The organism is Bernardetia sp. Wsw4-3y2 (genome assembly GCF_037126295.1).
Taxonomy (GTDB): Bacteria; Bacteroidota; Bacteroidia; order Cytophagales; family Bernardetiaceae; genus Bernardetia.
Window position 1 is genome coordinate 3,334,740 of the sequence record NZ_CP147017.1, and the last position, 17,099, is coordinate 3,351,838.

17 protein-coding genes are annotated in these 17,099 nt (G+C 32.4%); 9 read left to right on the top strand and 8 right to left on the bottom strand.

What is annotated here, in order from left to right; translation table 11 throughout:
* Positions 1–316: 316 nt before the first annotated feature.
* The 3 genes from V9L05_RS13525 to pfkA all read left to right on the top strand — a co-directional run bounded on the left by V9L05_RS13525 (position 317) and on the right by pfkA (position 5,497).
* A complete protein-coding gene (locus tag V9L05_RS13525; protein ID WP_338812422.1) occupies positions 317–3,427 on the top strand; it encodes a hypothetical protein in 3,111 nt (1,036 codons plus the stop codon).
* A gap of 138 nt (positions 3,428–3,565) precedes the next feature.
* Positions 3,566–4,471: a DUF2167 domain-containing protein gene (locus tag V9L05_RS13530; RefSeq protein WP_338812424.1), complete on the top strand. Its 906-nt coding sequence runs from the start codon at positions 3,566–3,568 to the stop codon at positions 4,469–4,471.
* Positions 4,472–4,528: 57 nt separating this feature from the next.
* On the top strand, positions 4,529–5,497 hold the full coding sequence (pfkA, locus tag V9L05_RS13535; RefSeq protein WP_338792720.1) for a 6-phosphofructokinase: 969 nt from the start codon (positions 4,529–4,531) through the stop codon (positions 5,495–5,497).
* Positions 5,498–5,589: 92 nt separating this feature from the next.
* Here the strand turns inward: pfkA and V9L05_RS13540 are convergent, their stop codons facing one another.
* The 5 genes from V9L05_RS13540 to V9L05_RS13560 all read right to left on the bottom strand — a co-directional run bounded on the left by V9L05_RS13540 (position 5,590) and on the right by V9L05_RS13560 (position 10,899).
* Positions 5,590–6,366, bottom strand: a complete 777-nt coding sequence (locus tag V9L05_RS13540; protein WP_338812425.1) for a DUF4382 domain-containing protein — start codon at positions 6,364–6,366, stop codon at positions 5,590–5,592.
* 121 nt (positions 6,367–6,487) lie between these two features.
* The gene (locus V9L05_RS13545; RefSeq protein WP_338812426.1) at positions 6,488–7,462 is read right to left on the bottom strand and encodes a hypothetical protein; all 975 of its coding nucleotides are present in this window, start codon (positions 7,460–7,462) and stop codon (positions 6,488–6,490) included.
* A gap of 403 nt (positions 7,463–7,865) precedes the next feature.
* Positions 7,866–8,282, bottom strand: a complete 417-nt coding sequence (locus V9L05_RS13550; RefSeq protein WP_338812427.1) for an START-like domain-containing protein — start codon at positions 8,280–8,282, stop codon at positions 7,866–7,868.
* A gap of 232 nt (positions 8,283–8,514) precedes the next feature.
* Positions 8,515–9,327, bottom strand: a complete 813-nt coding sequence (gene rsmA / locus V9L05_RS13555) for a 16S rRNA (adenine(1518)-N(6)/adenine(1519)-N(6))-dimethyltransferase RsmA (RefSeq protein WP_338792716.1) — start codon at positions 9,325–9,327, stop codon at positions 8,515–8,517.
* A gap of 216 nt (positions 9,328–9,543) precedes the next feature.
* Positions 9,544–10,899, bottom strand: a complete 1,356-nt coding sequence (locus V9L05_RS13560) for an NAD(P)/FAD-dependent oxidoreductase (protein WP_338812428.1) — start codon at positions 10,897–10,899, stop codon at positions 9,544–9,546.
* Between the two features lie 207 nt (positions 10,900–11,106).
* Here V9L05_RS13560 and V9L05_RS13565 point away from each other — a divergent pair, with 207 nt between their 5' ends.
* Complete coding sequence (locus V9L05_RS13565; RefSeq protein WP_338812430.1) at positions 11,107–11,913, top strand: SDR family oxidoreductase; 807 nt, start codon at positions 11,107–11,109, stop codon at positions 11,911–11,913.
* Positions 11,914–11,915: 2 nt separating this feature from the next.
* Here the strand turns inward: V9L05_RS13565 and V9L05_RS13570 are convergent, their stop codons facing one another.
* From V9L05_RS13570 to aroQ, 3 genes are read right to left on the bottom strand one after another with little or no spacing between them, the layout of a single operon-like run.
* On the bottom strand, positions 11,916–12,329 hold the full coding sequence (locus V9L05_RS13570) for a DUF2752 domain-containing protein (protein ID WP_338812431.1): 414 nt from the start codon (positions 12,327–12,329) through the stop codon (positions 11,916–11,918).
* 18 nt (positions 12,330–12,347) lie between these two features.
* Positions 12,348–12,785: a DoxX family membrane protein gene (locus tag V9L05_RS13575; protein ID WP_338812432.1), complete on the bottom strand. Its 438-nt coding sequence runs from the start codon at positions 12,783–12,785 to the stop codon at positions 12,348–12,350.
* Between the two features lie 52 nt (positions 12,786–12,837).
* The gene (gene aroQ / locus V9L05_RS13580; RefSeq protein WP_338812433.1) at positions 12,838–13,284 is read right to left on the bottom strand and encodes a type II 3-dehydroquinate dehydratase; all 447 of its coding nucleotides are present in this window, start codon (positions 13,282–13,284) and stop codon (positions 12,838–12,840) included.
* 209 nt (positions 13,285–13,493) lie between these two features.
* Here aroQ and crtI point away from each other — a divergent pair, with 209 nt between their 5' ends.
* The 5 genes from crtI to V9L05_RS13605 all read left to right on the top strand — a co-directional run bounded on the left by crtI (position 13,494) and on the right by V9L05_RS13605 (position 17,096).
* Complete coding sequence (crtI, locus tag V9L05_RS13585; protein ID WP_338792711.1) at positions 13,494–14,981, top strand: phytoene desaturase family protein; 1,488 nt, start codon at positions 13,494–13,496, stop codon at positions 14,979–14,981.
* Positions 14,982–15,112: 131 nt separating this feature from the next.
* A complete protein-coding gene (locus V9L05_RS13590) occupies positions 15,113–15,913 on the top strand; it encodes an IS5 family transposase (RefSeq protein ID WP_338811837.1) in 801 nt (266 codons plus the stop codon).
* A gap of 55 nt (positions 15,914–15,968) precedes the next feature.
* Positions 15,969–16,493, top strand: a complete 525-nt coding sequence (locus V9L05_RS13595) for a hypothetical protein (RefSeq protein WP_338792709.1) — start codon at positions 15,969–15,971, stop codon at positions 16,491–16,493.
* A gap of 28 nt (positions 16,494–16,521) precedes the next feature.
* Positions 16,522–16,782 (top strand): hypothetical protein, encoded by a 261-nt coding sequence (locus V9L05_RS13600; protein ID WP_338812436.1) that lies wholly within the window; start codon positions 16,522–16,524, stop codon positions 16,780–16,782.
* Positions 16,752–17,096 carry an STM3941 family protein gene (locus V9L05_RS13605; RefSeq protein WP_338812438.1) on the top strand — a complete coding sequence of 115 codons (345 nt, stop codon included), beginning with the start codon at positions 16,752–16,754 and terminating at the stop codon, positions 17,094–17,096. The genes V9L05_RS13600 and V9L05_RS13605 overlap by 31 nt, the downstream gene beginning before the upstream one ends.
* Positions 17,097–17,099 lie beyond the last annotated feature (3 nt).

Below are 17,099 nucleotides of genomic sequence, written 5' to 3' on the forward strand. Positions count from 1 at the left end.
TTAGTCGATTTCTGATGGATAGAAAGTAGATTTTATTATTTTTTTCTGTATTTTCAAGATACTATTCAATATGCTATTCAATAGAATCGTTAATTGTTTAGAATAAAAGAAATTAATTTGAAGTAGTTACAGATTTTATTATTTCTTTCTCTCCTTTTGTAGGAGTTTTTTTTAATTGAAATGATTATTATTTTTCTTGTTTTATCAAATATCCTATTATTTTTTGCAATTCTATATTGAAGTAAAAAAACCTTTGTAATACTGAATTTAATAAATAAGCTAAAATATTAAATGAAATATAATTTAATTATATATTATGCACAACATAAAAACTTTACTCCTTGCGCTTTTCATTTTTAGTGTTCTTCTGATTAGTCATTCTTCCTATGGACAGCTTCTTCAAGGTATTGTTACAGTAAATAATGGTGCTTCAATCAGTAATGACCCCGAAGGACGTGTTATTTTGAAGATTTTTGCTAAAGGAGCTAGTGAAATGCGTGTTAGTAATAATGCCAGTTTTATTGGCGCACGTTGGGAATCGTTTGAAGGACAAAAAAACTGGCGTTTAGATGCTCGTGAAGATGGTATAAAAACAGTTTATGTACAGTTTAGAGATGGTTCTGGCTCACTTGTTTCTGACCCAACTGTTGCCCAATTAGAACTTGATCGTAGTCCTCCTACCGACCCTTCTATCAATATTAACTCAGGAGCAGAATATACCAATGCTAGAGACAGAAAAGTTTATTTGCAATTGTATTGTAATGAAGCATACGAAATGCAAATCAGTAATCGTAGTGATTTTCAAGATGCTCCTCGCTGGTATCCTTACAAAGAAACCATACAAGGCTGGCCACTTACTGGAGGAGAAGGTACTAAACATGTATATGCTCGTTATAGAGATTATGCAGGAAATATTTCAGAAACAGCCATTGACACAATAATTGTTGATCAAACACCTCCTAAAGGTAAATTTGAAATAAATAATGGGGCAAAATTTACTACTTCTCGTGATGTCAAATTACAATTTAATGCAGAAGGCGCAAGTGATGTTTCCATACAGTCTTTAGGTACTTGGGTTGCTTATCAAAAAGAGATGGATTTTCAATTACCTGCCGAACAAGGTCCTCAAGTAGTAGCAGTAAAGTTTAGAGATAAAATGGGTAACCAATCTAAACCTGCCTTCGCTCGTATTATTTTAGACTTAGAACCTCCTTCTATGCCTAGAATATTAGTGAATGGAGGAAATCGTTATACTAACAGTCATAATGTAAATATTCGCCTTTCTGCTATTGGAGCATCTGAAATGATGGTCAGCAACGATCCTAATTTGCGTGGCGCAGAATGGCAATCTTATCGTTATCTACTTCCTAGCTGGACATTTGATGTCGCTGATGGAGAAAAAGTAGTATATGTAAAATTCAGAGATGAAGCTGGAAACGAAACAGAAATAAAATCAGATAAAATTATCCTTGACCAAGGAAAACCAACAGGAGGAACAATAAAGATAGTTTCTAAAGAAGGAAATCAAGGAACAACAAATAACAAAGAAGGATTAGTAAATCTTGAGCTTTCAGTAGATAATGATGATGCTCGTTATATGATGGTTAGTAATACTGAAAATTTCTTTGAAGGACGTTGGGAGATTTATCGAAACAAAGTAGAAGACTGGAAACTTGCAGTAGGAGACGGAGAAAAAGCTGTGTATGTCAAATTTAGAGATAGAGCAGGAAATGTTTCTAGTCCTGTTTCTGATAGAGTCGTACTAGACCTTACTCCTCCTATCGACACACGTATAGCTGTTGAGAAAAACTCAAAATATGTTCGAAGCACTTCTGTAGCTGTTAATTTATTTGCTCGTGGAGCAAGTGAAGTAATGCTCGGAAAATCAGAACAATTTACAGGTGGAGAATGGCAAAAATATGAAGACGAAATAAAAGGATGGCAACTAGAAGGAGCAGACGGTAAAAAAACAGTGTATGTGAAATTTAAAGATGCAGCAGGCAATATAACTCCTCCTATCAGTACAGAAATTATTTTGGATAGAGTAGCTCCCCAAGACCCACAAATCAGAATAAATAAAGGAGACAGTGTTACCAATAACCCAAATAAAGTGGTTTTATTACAAGCAAAAGCTGATGGAGCAATTATGATGCAAATTGGAATGGATGCAACCTTTAGTGGTAGTCGTTGGATTAATTATCAAGCAGGAAAAAATGTTCCTTTTGCTTTACCAGGGGACGATGGAATGAAAGAAATTTTTGCTCGCTTCAGAGATGAAGCAGGGAATGTTTCAGAAGTAGTTTCTCAAAAAATCCTACTTGATCGTACCCCTCCTATTGTTGGAGAAGTCAAAATTAATGAAGGAGATAATGGAACAAATGTTCAGACGGTAAATCTTACCCTAAATGCACAAGGAGCAACACACATGATGATATCTAATCGTATTGATTTTCCAGAAGCAAAATGGGAGTCTTATAACACTTCTAAACAGTTTACTCTAGTAGGAGAAGATGGGATTAAGTTTGTTTTTGTTCGTTATAGAGATGGAGTAGGTAATATTTCTGAAATTGCTTATGACAGAATTGGTCTTGACCGTACAGCACCAACTGGAGGAGAAATTACTATTAATAAAAACGCAAAATATACAACCAATATAAATAAATATGTAACACTTCAACTTCGTGCTAAAGGAGCAAGTGAAATGCGTATTGGAAAATCTCAATCTATGGACAGTGCTTCTTGGCAACCTTTCCGACCTATTATAATGAATCATATTTTAGCAGGAGAAGATGGTGAAAATAAAGTATGGGTACAATTTGGAGATAAGTCAGGAAACCAAACTGAACCAATTAGTGCAAGTATCATTTTGGATAGACAAGCTCCTTTTGGGGAAGAAATTATTATCAACAATAGTGAGCCTTATACCAACAAACATCAAGTAAAATTGAGCATAATGGCAGAAGAAGCTTCTCACATGATGATTACTAATCTAAGAGGATTTCCACCTCCTGCACGTTGGGAAGAATACAGTACCTCTTCTAACTGGACTTTATCAGGAGCAGACGGTTATAAGACAGTCTATATAAAATTTAGAGATGAAGCTGGAAATCAATCTTTTGTAGCTAGTTCTCAAATCTTGCTAGATACACAACCACCACAGCCTGGAATTATCAGAATTGAAGGAGGACAAACTCGTGTTAAAGATAACCAAGTAACACTTCTCTTTAATGCTCGTCAGGCAAATTATATAATGGTTTCAAATTCTGCTAAATTTGATGATGGAGCGTACTGGCAAGAATATACTGATAAATTAGATTGGGTTCTTACAGGTGGAGAAGGATATAAAAGAGTATATGCCAAATTTAAAGATACAAGTGAAAATGAAACAGGGATTATCTTTGCAGAAATTACTGTAGAAGGTTTCTAGAAAAAAATGTTTCAATAAACTAAAAAGCATTGTCTTCTGGCAATGCTTTTTTTTGTGGTTTGTTTTTATATCAAAATAGAAAATAATTTTGTATCTTAAATATTATAACAACATACTACTGATTTTAATTATTGAGCTATGAAAACATTTTTTAGATTTTCAACCTATTTATGTATAGCTTTTCTTCTCTATAACTCATCTTTTTCTATTGTTTTTGCTCAAAAAAATGAAAAAGATAAAATAGTTGGACAAATTGGGCAAATTGATTTGGCAGGGGTAGCTTTACTTTCTGTACCCAAAGGCTTTATTTTTATGGAAGGAAATTCGGCACAATCTCCTTATCGAATAGCGTGTGATAGTATCGAATATTTAGGTTGTTTGGTAGCTATTCCAACTCAAAATGCTCCTGATTCTATTACAGAACCTCCTTTTATAATAGAATTAGTGTATATAGAAACAGGTTACATTCCTGATACTACTATTTTCAAGACACCTGAACATTTTTTTTGGAATGATATTCTTCATACCAATTATAGAAAAAATAAATATATAAAAGAAAAGGGTTGTGATACCTTAGCCATTCAGGCTTGGGCAATGAAACCTTATTTTTTAGAAAATGAACATCAATTGCAGTGGGCTGTTTCTTGTACTTCCAAAAATAAAGACTACATTCGTCATAGTACACATAAATTGGGTAGATATGGAGTTTTGGAGATGAATATTAGCACTTCACCTACACATCTTTTAGAGGTTAATTCCCAAATTCCTCTACTTACTTCTAGTGTAGAGTTTTATAAAGGATTCAGACACGAAGATTTTGATCCCAACTTTGATAATTTAGCAGCATTTGGTTTCGCTGGTCTTTTGGCAGGAAAAGTTCTGACAAAAGTAAAAGTTGTACCTTTTATTTTTAAATGGCTAAAATGGGTAATTATTGCTCTATTAGGAGCTTTTACATTCTTTAAAAGAAAATTAATTAAAAGAGACTTGGAAAGAGATTTAGAAATACACTATCTTGAAACAGAATTAGAAAGTGAAGAATAAATAGTCACTTTCTAATCTAAAAAAAACAATAATTAACCATTAATCACTAAATAAGACGTGAAACGAATCGGAGTTTTTACTTCTGGAGGGGATTCCCCTGGTATGAATGCCTGCTTGAGAGCTGTTGTAAGAGGTGCATTATATTACGGTGTTGAAGTATATGGAATTCATAGAGGCTATCGTGGAATGATAGAAAATGATATTCACATGATGACTTCTAGAGATGTCAGTAATATTATTCAGCGTGGAGGAACAGTTCTGAAAACAGCTCGTAGCCAACGGTTTCTGACAAAAGAGGGACGAGAAAGAGCTTATCAAAATCTCAAAAATTTAGAAATTGACGGACTTATAGCCATCGGTGGAAACGGAACTTTAGCAGGAATGCAAACCTTTTGGGAAGAACATAAAATGCCTTTTGTAGGCGCACCGGGGACAATCGATAACGACCTTAACGGAACTGATTATACCATCGGATTTGATACAGCTATCAACACAGCATTAGAAGCCATCGATAAAATTAGAGATACAGCCGACTCACTTGAAAGAGGATTTTTTATTGAAGTAATGGGAAGACATTGTGGAGATATTGCCCTTCTGACTGGAATTGGAGGGGGAGCAGAAATTGTCATGCTTCCCGAAATTGTCGATTCTTTAGATGAGATTGTGGAGTCTATAAAGGAAATGTTAGCTAACAAAAAAACCTCTCTAATAGTCGTAGTAGCAGAAGGCGATGAACTTGGAAATGCTGAAGAACTAGGAAAAAAAGTAAGAGAACAAATTCCCAAATTTAAGTTTAGAGTTACTAATCTAGGACACATTCAGCGTGGAGGTTCGCCAACAGCAGCAGACCGAGTTTTGGCTAGTCAATTAGGTTTGGGCGCAGTAGAAGGTCTTTTATCTGGAAAATCAAATGTTATGGTTGGACAGTTAAAGCGAAAAATGATTTATACTTCTATAGAAGAATGCTTAAAGCCTAGAGTTATTGATAATGACCTTGTGAGAATGCTTCGTATTTTGAGTACTTAAATTTTATTAGAATTTCTATAAAAATAAAAAACTCATTTTACATTACTGCAAAATGAGTTTTTGATATTTTTTATAAAAACATCTAAAAGCGATTACTGAATTGTAATTGTACTTAATGTATTCACTTCTCCATTACTAATAACTACATCAGAAATGGTAACAGGAGAATATGCCAAAGGAGGCTCAACCTTTACTTGATATGTTCCTGCTGGAAGTCCTTTGATTAAAAAACAGCCATCATTTGTATAAGCACTTGCTACAAATACACCATTTTGAGAAACAGTCACTAAAGACTGAATAGTGGCAGGAGAGGTACAGCCTTTTAGAGAACCTCCATCACTTTCTACGAAAGTACGAATGACAGGTTTTAGATTATATTTTCCAGAGTTTCCTGCTTTTACAATAGAACGAGCAGCATCAAAATCTAGCATAATTACATATTTCAGATCAGCTTCTAAAGTTGTATTGATTTTCAATTTCAGACCTGATTGTTGTGCGCTAGGCGTTTTGAGAGTGTATGTTTCTCCATTTTCAACAAGTGTATTATTTTCTCCTAAAATCAAACGAATTTGAGATACTTTACCAGCAGGAAGTTCATCACTTGCCAAAAGAGCATCAATGCCGTTAGTGAGTTCTAAAAGGTTATAAATTCCTGCATTCGTGGAAAGTGTTGTCCAACCTTGGTCTTCATCAGCAGCCGTTTCAGAAGTATGAATTCTAATTTCTCTTACATCAATATAAACAGCATCATACTCAGCAGGTGCATCTACAAGACGAACTTCTAGTTTGGCATTGCCATTTTTACTCTCTTTATCACAAGAAAAAAGAGAAAGCGAAAATAGCAGAAAAAATAAATAGTAAAATTTCATTTTTTAAAAATTAAAAGGTGAAAAAATATAGTTCTTCTTTTAGAAAAACTGTTATGTTTAAGATAAATACGTAAAGGTTATTTAGCAAAAAACGAGCTATTTTAATTTAAAAACAATGAAATCAGATTTCATTTTCAGATGTATCTGCTTTTTCTTCATTAATTTTATATTTGGCTTCTATAGTTTGAATATGGTTTTCTAAATCTTCAAAATTTGAAAAGACTTGAATTTGTGAAAGTCTATTTTCATCTTCTACTTCATCTAGTTCTTCTATATCTTCAAAATTATCTTTTAGCTCTTCTTTTTCTGATACTATTTCATTTTTCAAATCAAATTTTTCCAGTTTTTTTTCTGCTATTTCTCCTAAGATGTCTTCTCCTTCTTTTACAGTTTCTTCTTTCTGAACTTCGTGCATTGGATTCATTGACAGCTCTACACTATCTTCTTGATTATATTTTTTTTCTTCTTCCTCTTTTAAAATAGTCTCAAAATTAGTCGTAGCAGTAGGATTTTCATATTCTTCCATTATTTCTTCTAGCTCATCATCACTATAGACTGGGCTTTCAGGATGCGTATATTGTCGTAACCAAACTTCTCCTTCTTCTACTGTTTTGAAAACAGCACAATTAACCAGTGAAGTGAGTTTTTCTCCCATTCCATACTTTAAAGAAAAAACAGCAAAAATATCTTTATCAGAAACAACAGTTGCAAAATGCTTTAGACCTGCGTCGTGTACCATTTGAGACCACACTTCATTTGCCCAACGTGGAATATTCGGATTTGTACCTTTAAATTTTTGAGCATCTAAAAAAAGACATTTTACTTTTGTATGACGAATCATAGCTACTTCTTTCAACAAAACCTCTCGTACTTTTTCCTCACTAACAAACTGTTTCCAAATTACATCTATGCGACGTTTCTCTGGAATCCATTTCATAGAGATATAATCCGTTTCGAAATGAGTAGGTGTATCTATAAAATTTTTATGAATGGTTTGAGCTAGAGGTTGCTCAACAACAGGACGTTTGACAGAAGGAAAAACAGGTCTTAAAGAAGAATTTCCTGTATTCGTATTTATATTATTATTTATGTTCATATCCGTATTGCTACAAAGTAAATAGAATAGAAAAGTATAAGACAGGCAGATTAAGCCAATTAAAAAATTATAAACAACCTTTTCTTATTTTATTAAGAGTAGTTTATAGATTTATCTTGATTTCTTTTATCGAATTATTTATAGAATAGGATTTTTTATTGTAATGGTATTTACTTCAAATAGTTAGCCAGTAGGATTTTTTTTATAGATGAATAATGGGTTTTTATCGAAATAATGAGTTTCTAGCAAAATCAGTATCATTAATCTTCTGTGTCGTCAGTGAGACACCGACAACGGCAAAATATAAACTCAAATTTAAGTTAACCATTTGATAATTAATCTGTTTAGTTCCAATTTTACATTATATTCAACAGAATTAAACTACTAAAAACTACATGTCTGACTAAGCACCTAATTTCTCTCTCAGCGTTTCGACAAGTCCATCCCAAAGTTCTTCCAATACTTCTTCATCATTCATTTCTGAATAATCTTTTATTACTAAGTAGGTAGTGTCAGTTAGTTCGCTATAATTTAGTTTGAGTTCTAAGAAGTTTACATCTTTTTTCTTTCCTCTAGTTTTAGTTTTTTCTTCTTCTATATTATCGACAAACTGATAGCGAATCATAGAATTATTTCTCTGTGAAACTATTTTTGCAATATGCTGTTCGTTGTCCCAATGAATATTCAAAAATTTATCATTCAAAACCTCTACTCTGTCAGCAAACCATTCTTCAAGCCCTTGTGGAGTGGAAATAAAAGGATAAACCATCTTGACAGCAGCACGTATTTCGTACTCAGCATTATATTCGTATTTACTCATTTTTGATAGATTATATGTGTTATTATTTTAGTTATGTCATTCAAAAGCATAAATTCATTTTTTGGACTAGAAATATAATAGTCAATAAGTGCCTAATATAATAGATTTATTTTAACTTGAGAAGCATACTAGCTTTTGTATGAGTTTTTTTTTATTTTTTTTATAGGATTCTAATTTAGAAAATCAATCTACTACACAATTCAACCTTTCTAAAGATTTAATAATCATATATTTACTCTTTTTCAGTTTCTCTTTCTCTTTCAAAAATTTGTGCCAGCTCAATAAAATCTTGTACAGAAAGCTGTTCGGCTCTTTTGCTGAGCATTTCATTTAGTTCTTCTTTTTCTTTGAAAGCATTCGGAATTCCTAATGGTTTTAAAGCACTACGAAGCATTTTTCTTCGCTGATTGAAACCAAATTTGACAAGTTGAAAAAATAATTTCTCATTACAATCTAATTGTTCTACTTCATTTCTCTTTAGGCGAATAACAGCAGATTTGACTCTTGGAGGTGGATTAAATACCTTTTCACTTACTGTAAAACAATATTCGATATCGTAATAAGCCTGTAACAAAACACTCAAAATACCATACGTTTTGTTTCCGTGTGGTGAAGCAATACGTTCAGCCACTTCTTTTTGAATCATTCCAACTACTTCTGGAATTTGATTTTTATATTCTAATACTTTAAAAAAAATCTGTGAAGAAATATTGTAAGGAAAATTGCCAATAATTCCGAATTTTCCTTCAAAAACAGTTTCTAAATCCATTTTCAAAAAATCTTCATTTAGAAGCGTTTCATCTGTAAAACCTAAGTTTTCTTTCAAATATTCTACTGATTCGTCATCAATTTCTACAACTGTCAGATTATATTTTTTATCATTTAAAATAAATTTTGTCAGAACACCTGTACCTGCTCCAATTTCTAAGAGGTCTTTATAACTATCATCTTGCATCTGATTAACAATCTTACGAGCAATATTTTCATCTTTTAGGAAATGTTGTCCTAAATGTTTTTTTGGTTTTACAGGAGACTTTTTTGACATAACTTTTATTTATTGTTATTAAGTAGAGTTTAATAACAGCCAAGGATTTTTCTAATTTTACAACAAATATAATAAACTTCTTCTCACTATAAACAGAAGCATAGTTTTGATGTATTTTTGGACATTAAAAAATGGAGTAATATTTCAAAAAAAACTTCCCTTTTAGTTGAGACTATTAAAAGGGAAGTTTTTGATATTCGATAAATTCTAATCTATCTAAACATATAATTCTTCTTTTTCTTTCTTAGATTTTATTTGAGTAGGAATAATCAAACGGTTGCTACGGTCGTATGTAAAATAATTCCAAATCCAGCTTGTAAGTATAATAAAACGATTTTTAAAGCCAATTATAAACATTAAATGAACAAAAAGCCATACAAACCAAGCAAAAAAACCTTGAAAACTCATTTTGTTAGGCAAATCCACCACAGCACGATTTCTTCCAACTGTCGCCATACTTCCCTTATCAAAATATTTAAACGGTTTCATTTCTTTTTTATTGAGCATTCGTTTTAAATTATCGCCTAGTGTTTTTCCTTGTTGCATTGCCACAGGTGCTAGCATAGGAAAGCCTTTTGGATGATCTTCTGAAACCATTGCTGCGATATCACCAAGTGCAAAAATATTTTCTATTCCTTTGACTCTATTAAACTCATCTACAATAATTCGATTTCCTTGCAAAATAGCTTTTTCAGGAAGTCCTTTTATTAGATTTCCTGTAACTCCTGCTGCCCAAACGAGCGTAGTAGAAGGCAAAACCATTCCATTCGAAAGCTCTACATGACTACCATCAAATGCTTTTACACTAACTTCTTTCCAAATCTGAACTGTAAAATCTTTTAAATATTCTTCTGCTTTTCGGCTTGCATTATTTGTCATTCCATTCAAAAGACTTTTTCCTGCTTCTACCAAATGTATCTGCATTCTTCTAAAATCTAGTTCAGGGTAATCCTTTGGCAAAACATGTAATTTCAATTCTCCTAAAGCTCCTGCTACTTCTACACCTGTTGGTCCTCCACCCACAATAACTATATTCATAAGAGACTGTTGCTCTTCAATCGTTTGGGCAAGTTGAGCCTTTTCAAAGTTCTTTAATAAATGATTGCGAATAGCCAATGCTTGAGGAACTTGCTTTAAAGCAAATGCTCTTTCTTCAATCGATTTATTACCATAAAAATTAGTCTTTGAGCCGTTTGCAATCACTAAATAATCGTATCGCAGTGTTCCCAAATTAGTATCAACTATGTTTTTGTCGTGATGAATTTCTGTAACTGTTGCTACCCTAAAATAAAAATCAGACTTACTATTACTACTCTTCAAAACTTTACGCAAAGGACCTGCAATGGCATCAGCCTCTAAACCTGCCGTCGCTACTTGATACAAAAGAGGTTGAAATGTATGAAAATTATACCTATCAATCATCACAATTTGAGCATCGACAGAACGCAGTTTTTTGGAAAGCTCCAACCCTGCAAAACCTCCTCCAATAATCACGATACGTGGTTTGTTGGCAGCAGGAATATGTAATTCTGATGTAAAATTGAGTTCCGAGTTCGTGGCAGGCACTAACATAATAAGTTGTTTTTTTGAAAAGACGTTTTAGTATTCTTATTTTTAAGTTTGACTATTGACTAACTAAAGTCGCTTACTTGAACGTAAACTAGCTTAGTAAGTTTAGGATATTGTAAAATGAAACCTTGTTTTTTGCTTTTTTATGTAATAGTTTGGCTAAATTTGATTGAAGAATAAAACATATCTTAAAACATAACCTCCTGCAAAATGAATTACTTTAAAAATAAAACAGTTTGGATTACAGGTGCATCTTCTGGAATTGGAGAAGAGCTTGTTTATGCTCTATCAAATCTCAATCTTGATACGAAAATTATTATTTCAGCAAGAAGAACGGAGGAATTAGAAAGAGTAAAAGAAATAAGCCAAAACAGAGAAAATATAGCTATTCTTCCTTTAGATTTGACAAAATCAGATTTTGAAGAAAAAACAAAAGAAGCAATTTCATTTTTTGGAAAGGTTGATATTTTGGTTCATAATGGAGGAATTAGTCAGCGTTCATATATAAAAGATACCAAAATGGAAGTCTATCGTAAAATAATGGAAGTCAATTATTTTGGATATGTGGGGCTTACACAAGCAATTTTACCTCACTTTGTAGAAAATCAAACGGGACATTTTGTAGTAATTACGAGTGTTTTGGGGAAATTATCAACTCCTATGCGTGGTGCTTACTCAAGCTCAAAACACGCTTTGTATGGCTTTTTTGATGGACTTAGAGCTGAGTTTTACAACGATAATATTAAGGTTTCAATGATTGCCCCTGGATTTATTCATACCAATGTTGCCATCAATGCACTCACAGAAACAGGAGAAACATTTGCCAAAATGGGTAAAAACACAGGCGAAGGTTATCCTGCTGACAAATGTGCAAATCAAATTTTGAAGGCTATCAAAAATCAAAAAAAGGAAACTTATGTAGGCAAACCTTTCGGTAAAGAAAGATTAGGATTATATGTAAGACGATTTTTTCCGAATCTATTTTTCAAAATTGCTACAAAACAAGCTCCTGAATAAAACTACACAAAAGGAGTAAAATAATTAAAGGGAAAAGAATCTATATTTCTCAAAATCATAAATAAAAATCCTAGTATAAAAATTATTACCCAAAACAGATTTGAATAATGAATTGCCTTTAATTCTATCTCAAAAAAAGTCTTGAAATAAAATCTCAAAAATTCGTATATCAATAAAGGAGAAATTAGAATTAAGAAGGCATTTTGCCGAAAAGCCGATAAAAAATCAAAGTGTAAGAGTGAATAAATACAGCGAGTAGCACCACAAAAAACACAATGAATATCAAAAAAAATATAGGTAGGACATTTTGGGTAAAATGAGTCTTCAGTTGTGATGATTGGATTATTAAACCAAAGAAAAATAATTCCTAAAAGAAAAAATAAGGGAATAAGTACAGCAAAAAAACGATTTATCACATCTATCAATACTAAAAATTACTGAGCTAGTCCACCCAAAATATAAGTTGCTATAACACATAAGATAAAATAAGCTACCAAATTAGCAGCTCCCACATAATCTTTGACTACCCTTTGCCCAAAAAAGAGCATCGTAATATTAATAGTTGCCAAAACAGAACCTATATAAGCAAATTTTATATCTCCTGTAAGTAAAAGTGTTACGAATCCAATAGCACTAAAAACCCCTGCTGCGACTTCAAAAATAGTAACAATAACCAAAAGTACAGTTACTAATTTTTCTAAATAAGAGCCTTTGAAGTGGTCTATAAGCCAAGCCGAATTTTCATCCCAACGAAAAACCTTATTAAAGCCAGATTGAATAAATAAAATGGCTAAAAAAAGAGTACAGATTATCTTTAAAAAAAATCCTGCTTCTGATGGATTGGTGAAAAATGAAAGTATATCTAGTAACATAAATGAAATGGTAAATTGTAAGTGATAAATTATAAATGAAATGAATATTTCTTTAAGATTGACTATTAAATTTTCTTTCAAAAAAATCTAGTGCTAAACGGTAGCTTTCCATTCCAAAACCTACAATTACACCGATACAGTTTTTACTCAAATAGCTTTTATGACGAAACTCTTCACGAGCAAAAGTATTCGAAATATGAACTTCAATAACAGGCGTAGAAATACTTGAAATAGCATCAGCAATGGCAACAGAAGTATGTGTAAAAGCTCCTGCATTCAAGATAATTCCGTTGGTACTAAAACCAATCTGATGTAATTTGTCTATAATTTCGCCTTCATGATTAGACTGAAAATAATGTAATTCTACCAATTTATCAGAAAAAACTTTTTTCAACTCTTCAAAATAATCTTCAAAAGACTGGTTTCCATAAATAGATGGTTCTCGTTTTCCCAAAAGATTAAGATTTGCACCATTTATTATCCACAACTGTTTTTTCATAGTTTATTTATTCAAACCTTATAGGTTTATTTCTATATTTGTTCTGCAAAAAGCATATTTTAATTGATTTTTTCAAACTTATTTTGAAAAAAAATGTAATCAAATGTAGCGTACCTTTTAAGGTGCGAAAATGTATCGTACACTTTAGTGTCGGAAAAAATATATTCTCGCCGTTGTTGGTGTCCTCACCAACGACAATTTACAACATTATGAAAAAAGTAATAGTAATTGGTTCTGGTTTCGCTGGTCTTTCGGCTGCTGCTTGTTTGGCACAGAAGGGTTTTGATGTAACTGTGTTGGAAAAAAATGATTCTTTAGGAGGTCGTGCTAGGCAATGGATAACTGAAGGATTTACTTTTGATATGGGACCAAGTTGGTACTGGATGCCTGATGTTTTTGAAGAGTATTTTGCTCTTTTTGGAAAAAAAGTAAGTGATTATTACGACCTTCATCGCCTTGACCCTGGATATAGAGTTTGTTTTGGCAAAGATGATTTTGTCGATATTCCTGCTTCTATGGAAGAATTGGAAAACCTTTTTGAGAGTTATGAAGAAGGAAGTAGCTTGAAATTACGTGAATTTTTGGCTCAAGCAAAATATAAATATGAAGTCGGAATGAGCGAATATGTTTTTCGTCCTTCGCATTCGATTACTGAATTTATAGATTATCGCTTGATGAAAGAAAGTTTGCGTATTCAGATGCTAACTTCGATGAGCAAACACGTCAGAAAATTCTTTACCCATGAAAAACTGATAAAATTATTAGAATTCCCTGTGCTTTTTCTCGGTGCAACTCCACAAAATACGCCTGCATTGTACAGTATGATGAATTATGCAGATTTATCACTCGGAACTTGGTATCCAATGGGAGGAATGAATAAAATCATTGAAGCGATGGTAAAAGTAGCAGAAGAACAAGGTGTAAAATTCGAAACTGAAACCGAAGTTCATAAAATTGTTACTAAAAATGGAAAAGCTGGGTCAGTCTTAACTTCAAAAGGAGAATTTCATGCTGATTGGATTGTGGCAGGAAATGATTATCACAATACCGACCAAAAATTACTAGACAAAGCAGATCAAAATTATACAGAAAAATATTGGGATGACAGAACTATGTCGCCCTCAAGTTTATTATTTTATTTAGGAATAGATAAGAAACTTAATAACTTAGAACATCACAATTTATTTTTTGATGAAGATTTTAATAAACATGCAGAGGAAATTTATACTAATCCTCGTTGGCCTTCAAAGCCTCTTTTTTATGCGTGTTGTCCTTCTCAAACTGATGATGAAGTTGCGCCAGAAGGTAAAGAAAATCTATTTTTGTTAGTTCCTATTGCCCCTGGTTTGCCAGATGGTGAAACGATTAGAGAAAAATATTACAATCTTGTAATGGATAGATTGGAAAATCTGACGGAACAAAAAATTAGAGAACATGTCATTTTGAAGCGTAGTTATGCCTTAGATGATTTTAAAGCAGATTACAATTCTTTCAAAGGCAATGCTTATGGATTAGCAAATACACTTGCACAAACAGCATTTTTCAAACCTAAAATGAAATCTAAAAAGGTAAGTAATTTGTTCTTTACAGGACAACTGACCGTTCCAGGTCCTGGTGTTCCTCCTTCTATTATTTCGGGTCGTGTGGTGGCTGATGAAGTGGCGAAGGAAGCGAAGAAGATTTTTGAGAAAGTATAACTTTTTTTAGTTTCTAGTTCAAGCGTCGACGCTTTAGAGCCTGTTCGAGTTTAGATACATAAAAAAGAACATCAGATTTTTTTATTAGTTAAGTTATTGATTTTCAGTTACTAATTAAAATATCAATGACTATGTTTACTAATGAATATTTATCTGATGCTCTTTGGCAATATATGAAAAAATTTATACCTTTTTCGTACTTGGAAAGAAAACGCAAACACAGTTTGTATAATATCTTTTCAGGACTATTTTACATCACTCGTTCTGGCAGTAGTTGGCGTTTACTTCCCAGTAGTTATGGTATTCCTTGGAGTAGTTTGTATGACTACTTTAGCAAATGGCAGAAGATGGGTTGGTACAAAAAACTTTTGGACAAGTTGGTCACAAGAGAACGGTTGGCTCAAGGTAGAAATGCTAAACCCTCTTTGGGTTCTATAGACTCTCAAAGTGTACAAAGTGTATATGGAGGGGAAGCTATAGGTGTAGATGGTTACAAGCTCAAAAAAGGACGTAAACGGCATATACTGGTAGATACGCAAGGAAATTTACTAGAATTAGAGATTAGTCCAGCCAATGAAGCTGACGTGAATCAACTTGCTTATCTAGCTTATTTAGCTCAATTTAGAGGAAGAAAATTCTTTAAAATTCTTGCTGATGCAGGCTATAGAAGTGCTAGTTTGGCTGCTGAAATATTTAGTCAAACAGGAGTACAAATTGAGATTGTCAATAGTCCAAGAAGAGAAAAAAAAGAGGATAAAGCATTTGTACCTCAACCCAAAAGGTGGGTAGTAGAAAGAACTTTTGCTTGGCTTAATCAAAACAGAAGACTAAAAGTAGATTATGAGAAAACTGTAGATTCTGCTAAAGCATTTGTGTATTTAGCTATGATTTTAAACCTCATAAATAAAGGGGCTAGAAGAAAGAAAAAATAAAAACTCGAACAGGCTCTGAACTAGAAACTATTTTACTCAAAAAATCAATTAAAATATGAACGGAATTACGTGGAAAACTGATTTTTGGCAACAAAAAACTTCTATTTTATACAATGAAAGGGAAATCGGTTTTTTCAAAATGAACTTTTGGAAACACAAAAGAGCTAAAGGAATGCTTTTGGATAGAGAATTTGAAATAAAACCAATTAATTTTTGGGGAACAAAAATAGTTATTGTCGATAAAATTGATGAGCAAATAATTGCAACTCTTACTACAAATATGTGGACTAACAAAACAGAACTCTATGTAGAAAAAGACCATGAAACCTTCATTTTTAAGCAAAATATGTGGAGTGTAGGAAGTTGGTGGTGGGAGAGAAAATACACACAATCACAACTAGAGAACCATCAAATTGATACTTCACTACCTAGCGAAAAACTTATTAATAGCTCTATTTCCAATTTTTTGACTGGTAAAGGAGAATTTAATTTTGGAAATACAGGAGAAAGTAATCTCAATGCACTTATTTTGGGTGGTATTTTTATTATGAAAATTCGACAACAGGCAGCAGCAGGGTAATTTTTAAATATATCAAATCCGTTTAGTTATGAAGGAAATTAAATTATACAAATCGCCTCTATCTGCCTTTTATCTATTTTTAGGTGGTTTTATTTTTGTATTAGGTGGAATTTTTATGGTTATGAAAGAAGGTTCTTTTATGGCTTGGTTTGCCCTTATTTTTTGTGGTTTGTGGGCTTTAGCTAGTTTGATTATGCTTTTTGACAAAACTCCTCAAATTATTATCAATCAGAAAGGAATTTGGTATAAGAAAGCAGTTTGGAAAAACGTAATTATGAGGATATTATAGAATGGGAAACTATAAAAAACATTCATTGGTCTTCTGTAAATAATCAAAAATTTATCTGTCTGAATACTGCTTCTTCAAAACCTAAAAAGCAGAATTCTATTCAGAAAAACTTAGGCAAATTAAATAAAGCAATGGGTTTTGAAGAAACTAATATCCCTTTGGCAATGATAAAAATAGATGCTAATAAACTTGTTGATTTTTTGGGTTCAATGGTAGTTTCTAATGATTCACAAAGAGAATATCTTATCCAAAATTTCATCGTTCCTCTGCCTTCCTCTTTTTTCTCTAAACTAAAATCTAAGTTTAAACTTTAAAAA

Coding starts and splice junctions, on each gene's coding strand:
- V9L05_RS13525 (WP_338812422.1), top strand. CDS start 317: ATGCACAACATAAAAACTTTACTCCTTGCGCTTTTCATTTTTAGTGTT.
- V9L05_RS13530 (WP_338812424.1), top strand. CDS start 3,566: ATGAAAACATTTTTTAGATTTTCAACCTATTTATGTATAGCTTTTCTT.
- V9L05_RS13540 (WP_338812425.1), bottom strand. CDS start 6,366: ATGAAATTTTACTATTTATTTTTTCTGCTATTTTCGCTTTCTCTTTTT.
- V9L05_RS13545 (WP_338812426.1), bottom strand. CDS start 7,462: ATGAACATAAATAATAATATAAATACGAATACAGGAAATTCTTCTTTA.
- V9L05_RS13550 (WP_338812427.1), bottom strand. CDS start 8,282: ATGAGTAAATACGAATATAATGCTGAGTACGAAATACGTGCTGCTGTC.
- rsmA (WP_338792716.1), bottom strand. CDS start 9,327: ATGTCAAAAAAGTCTCCTGTAAAACCAAAAAAACATTTAGGACAACAT.
- V9L05_RS13560 (WP_338812428.1), bottom strand. CDS start 10,899: ATGTTAGTGCCTGCCACGAACTCGGAACTCAATTTTACATCAGAATTA.
- V9L05_RS13565 (WP_338812430.1), top strand. CDS start 11,107: ATGAATTACTTTAAAAATAAAACAGTTTGGATTACAGGTGCATCTTCT.
- V9L05_RS13575 (WP_338812432.1), bottom strand. CDS start 12,785: ATGTTACTAGATATACTTTCATTTTTCACCAATCCATCAGAAGCAGGA.
- aroQ (WP_338812433.1), bottom strand. CDS start 13,284: ATGAAAAAACAGTTGTGGATAATAAATGGTGCAAATCTTAATCTTTTG.
- crtI (WP_338792711.1), top strand. CDS start 13,494: ATGAAAAAAGTAATAGTAATTGGTTCTGGTTTCGCTGGTCTTTCGGCT.
- V9L05_RS13590 (WP_338811837.1), top strand. CDS start 15,113: ATGTTTACTAATGAATATTTATCTGATGCTCTTTGGCAATATATGAAA.
- V9L05_RS13595 (WP_338792709.1), top strand. CDS start 15,969: ATGAACGGAATTACGTGGAAAACTGATTTTTGGCAACAAAAAACTTCT.
- V9L05_RS13600 (WP_338812436.1), top strand. CDS start 16,522: ATGAAGGAAATTAAATTATACAAATCGCCTCTATCTGCCTTTTATCTA.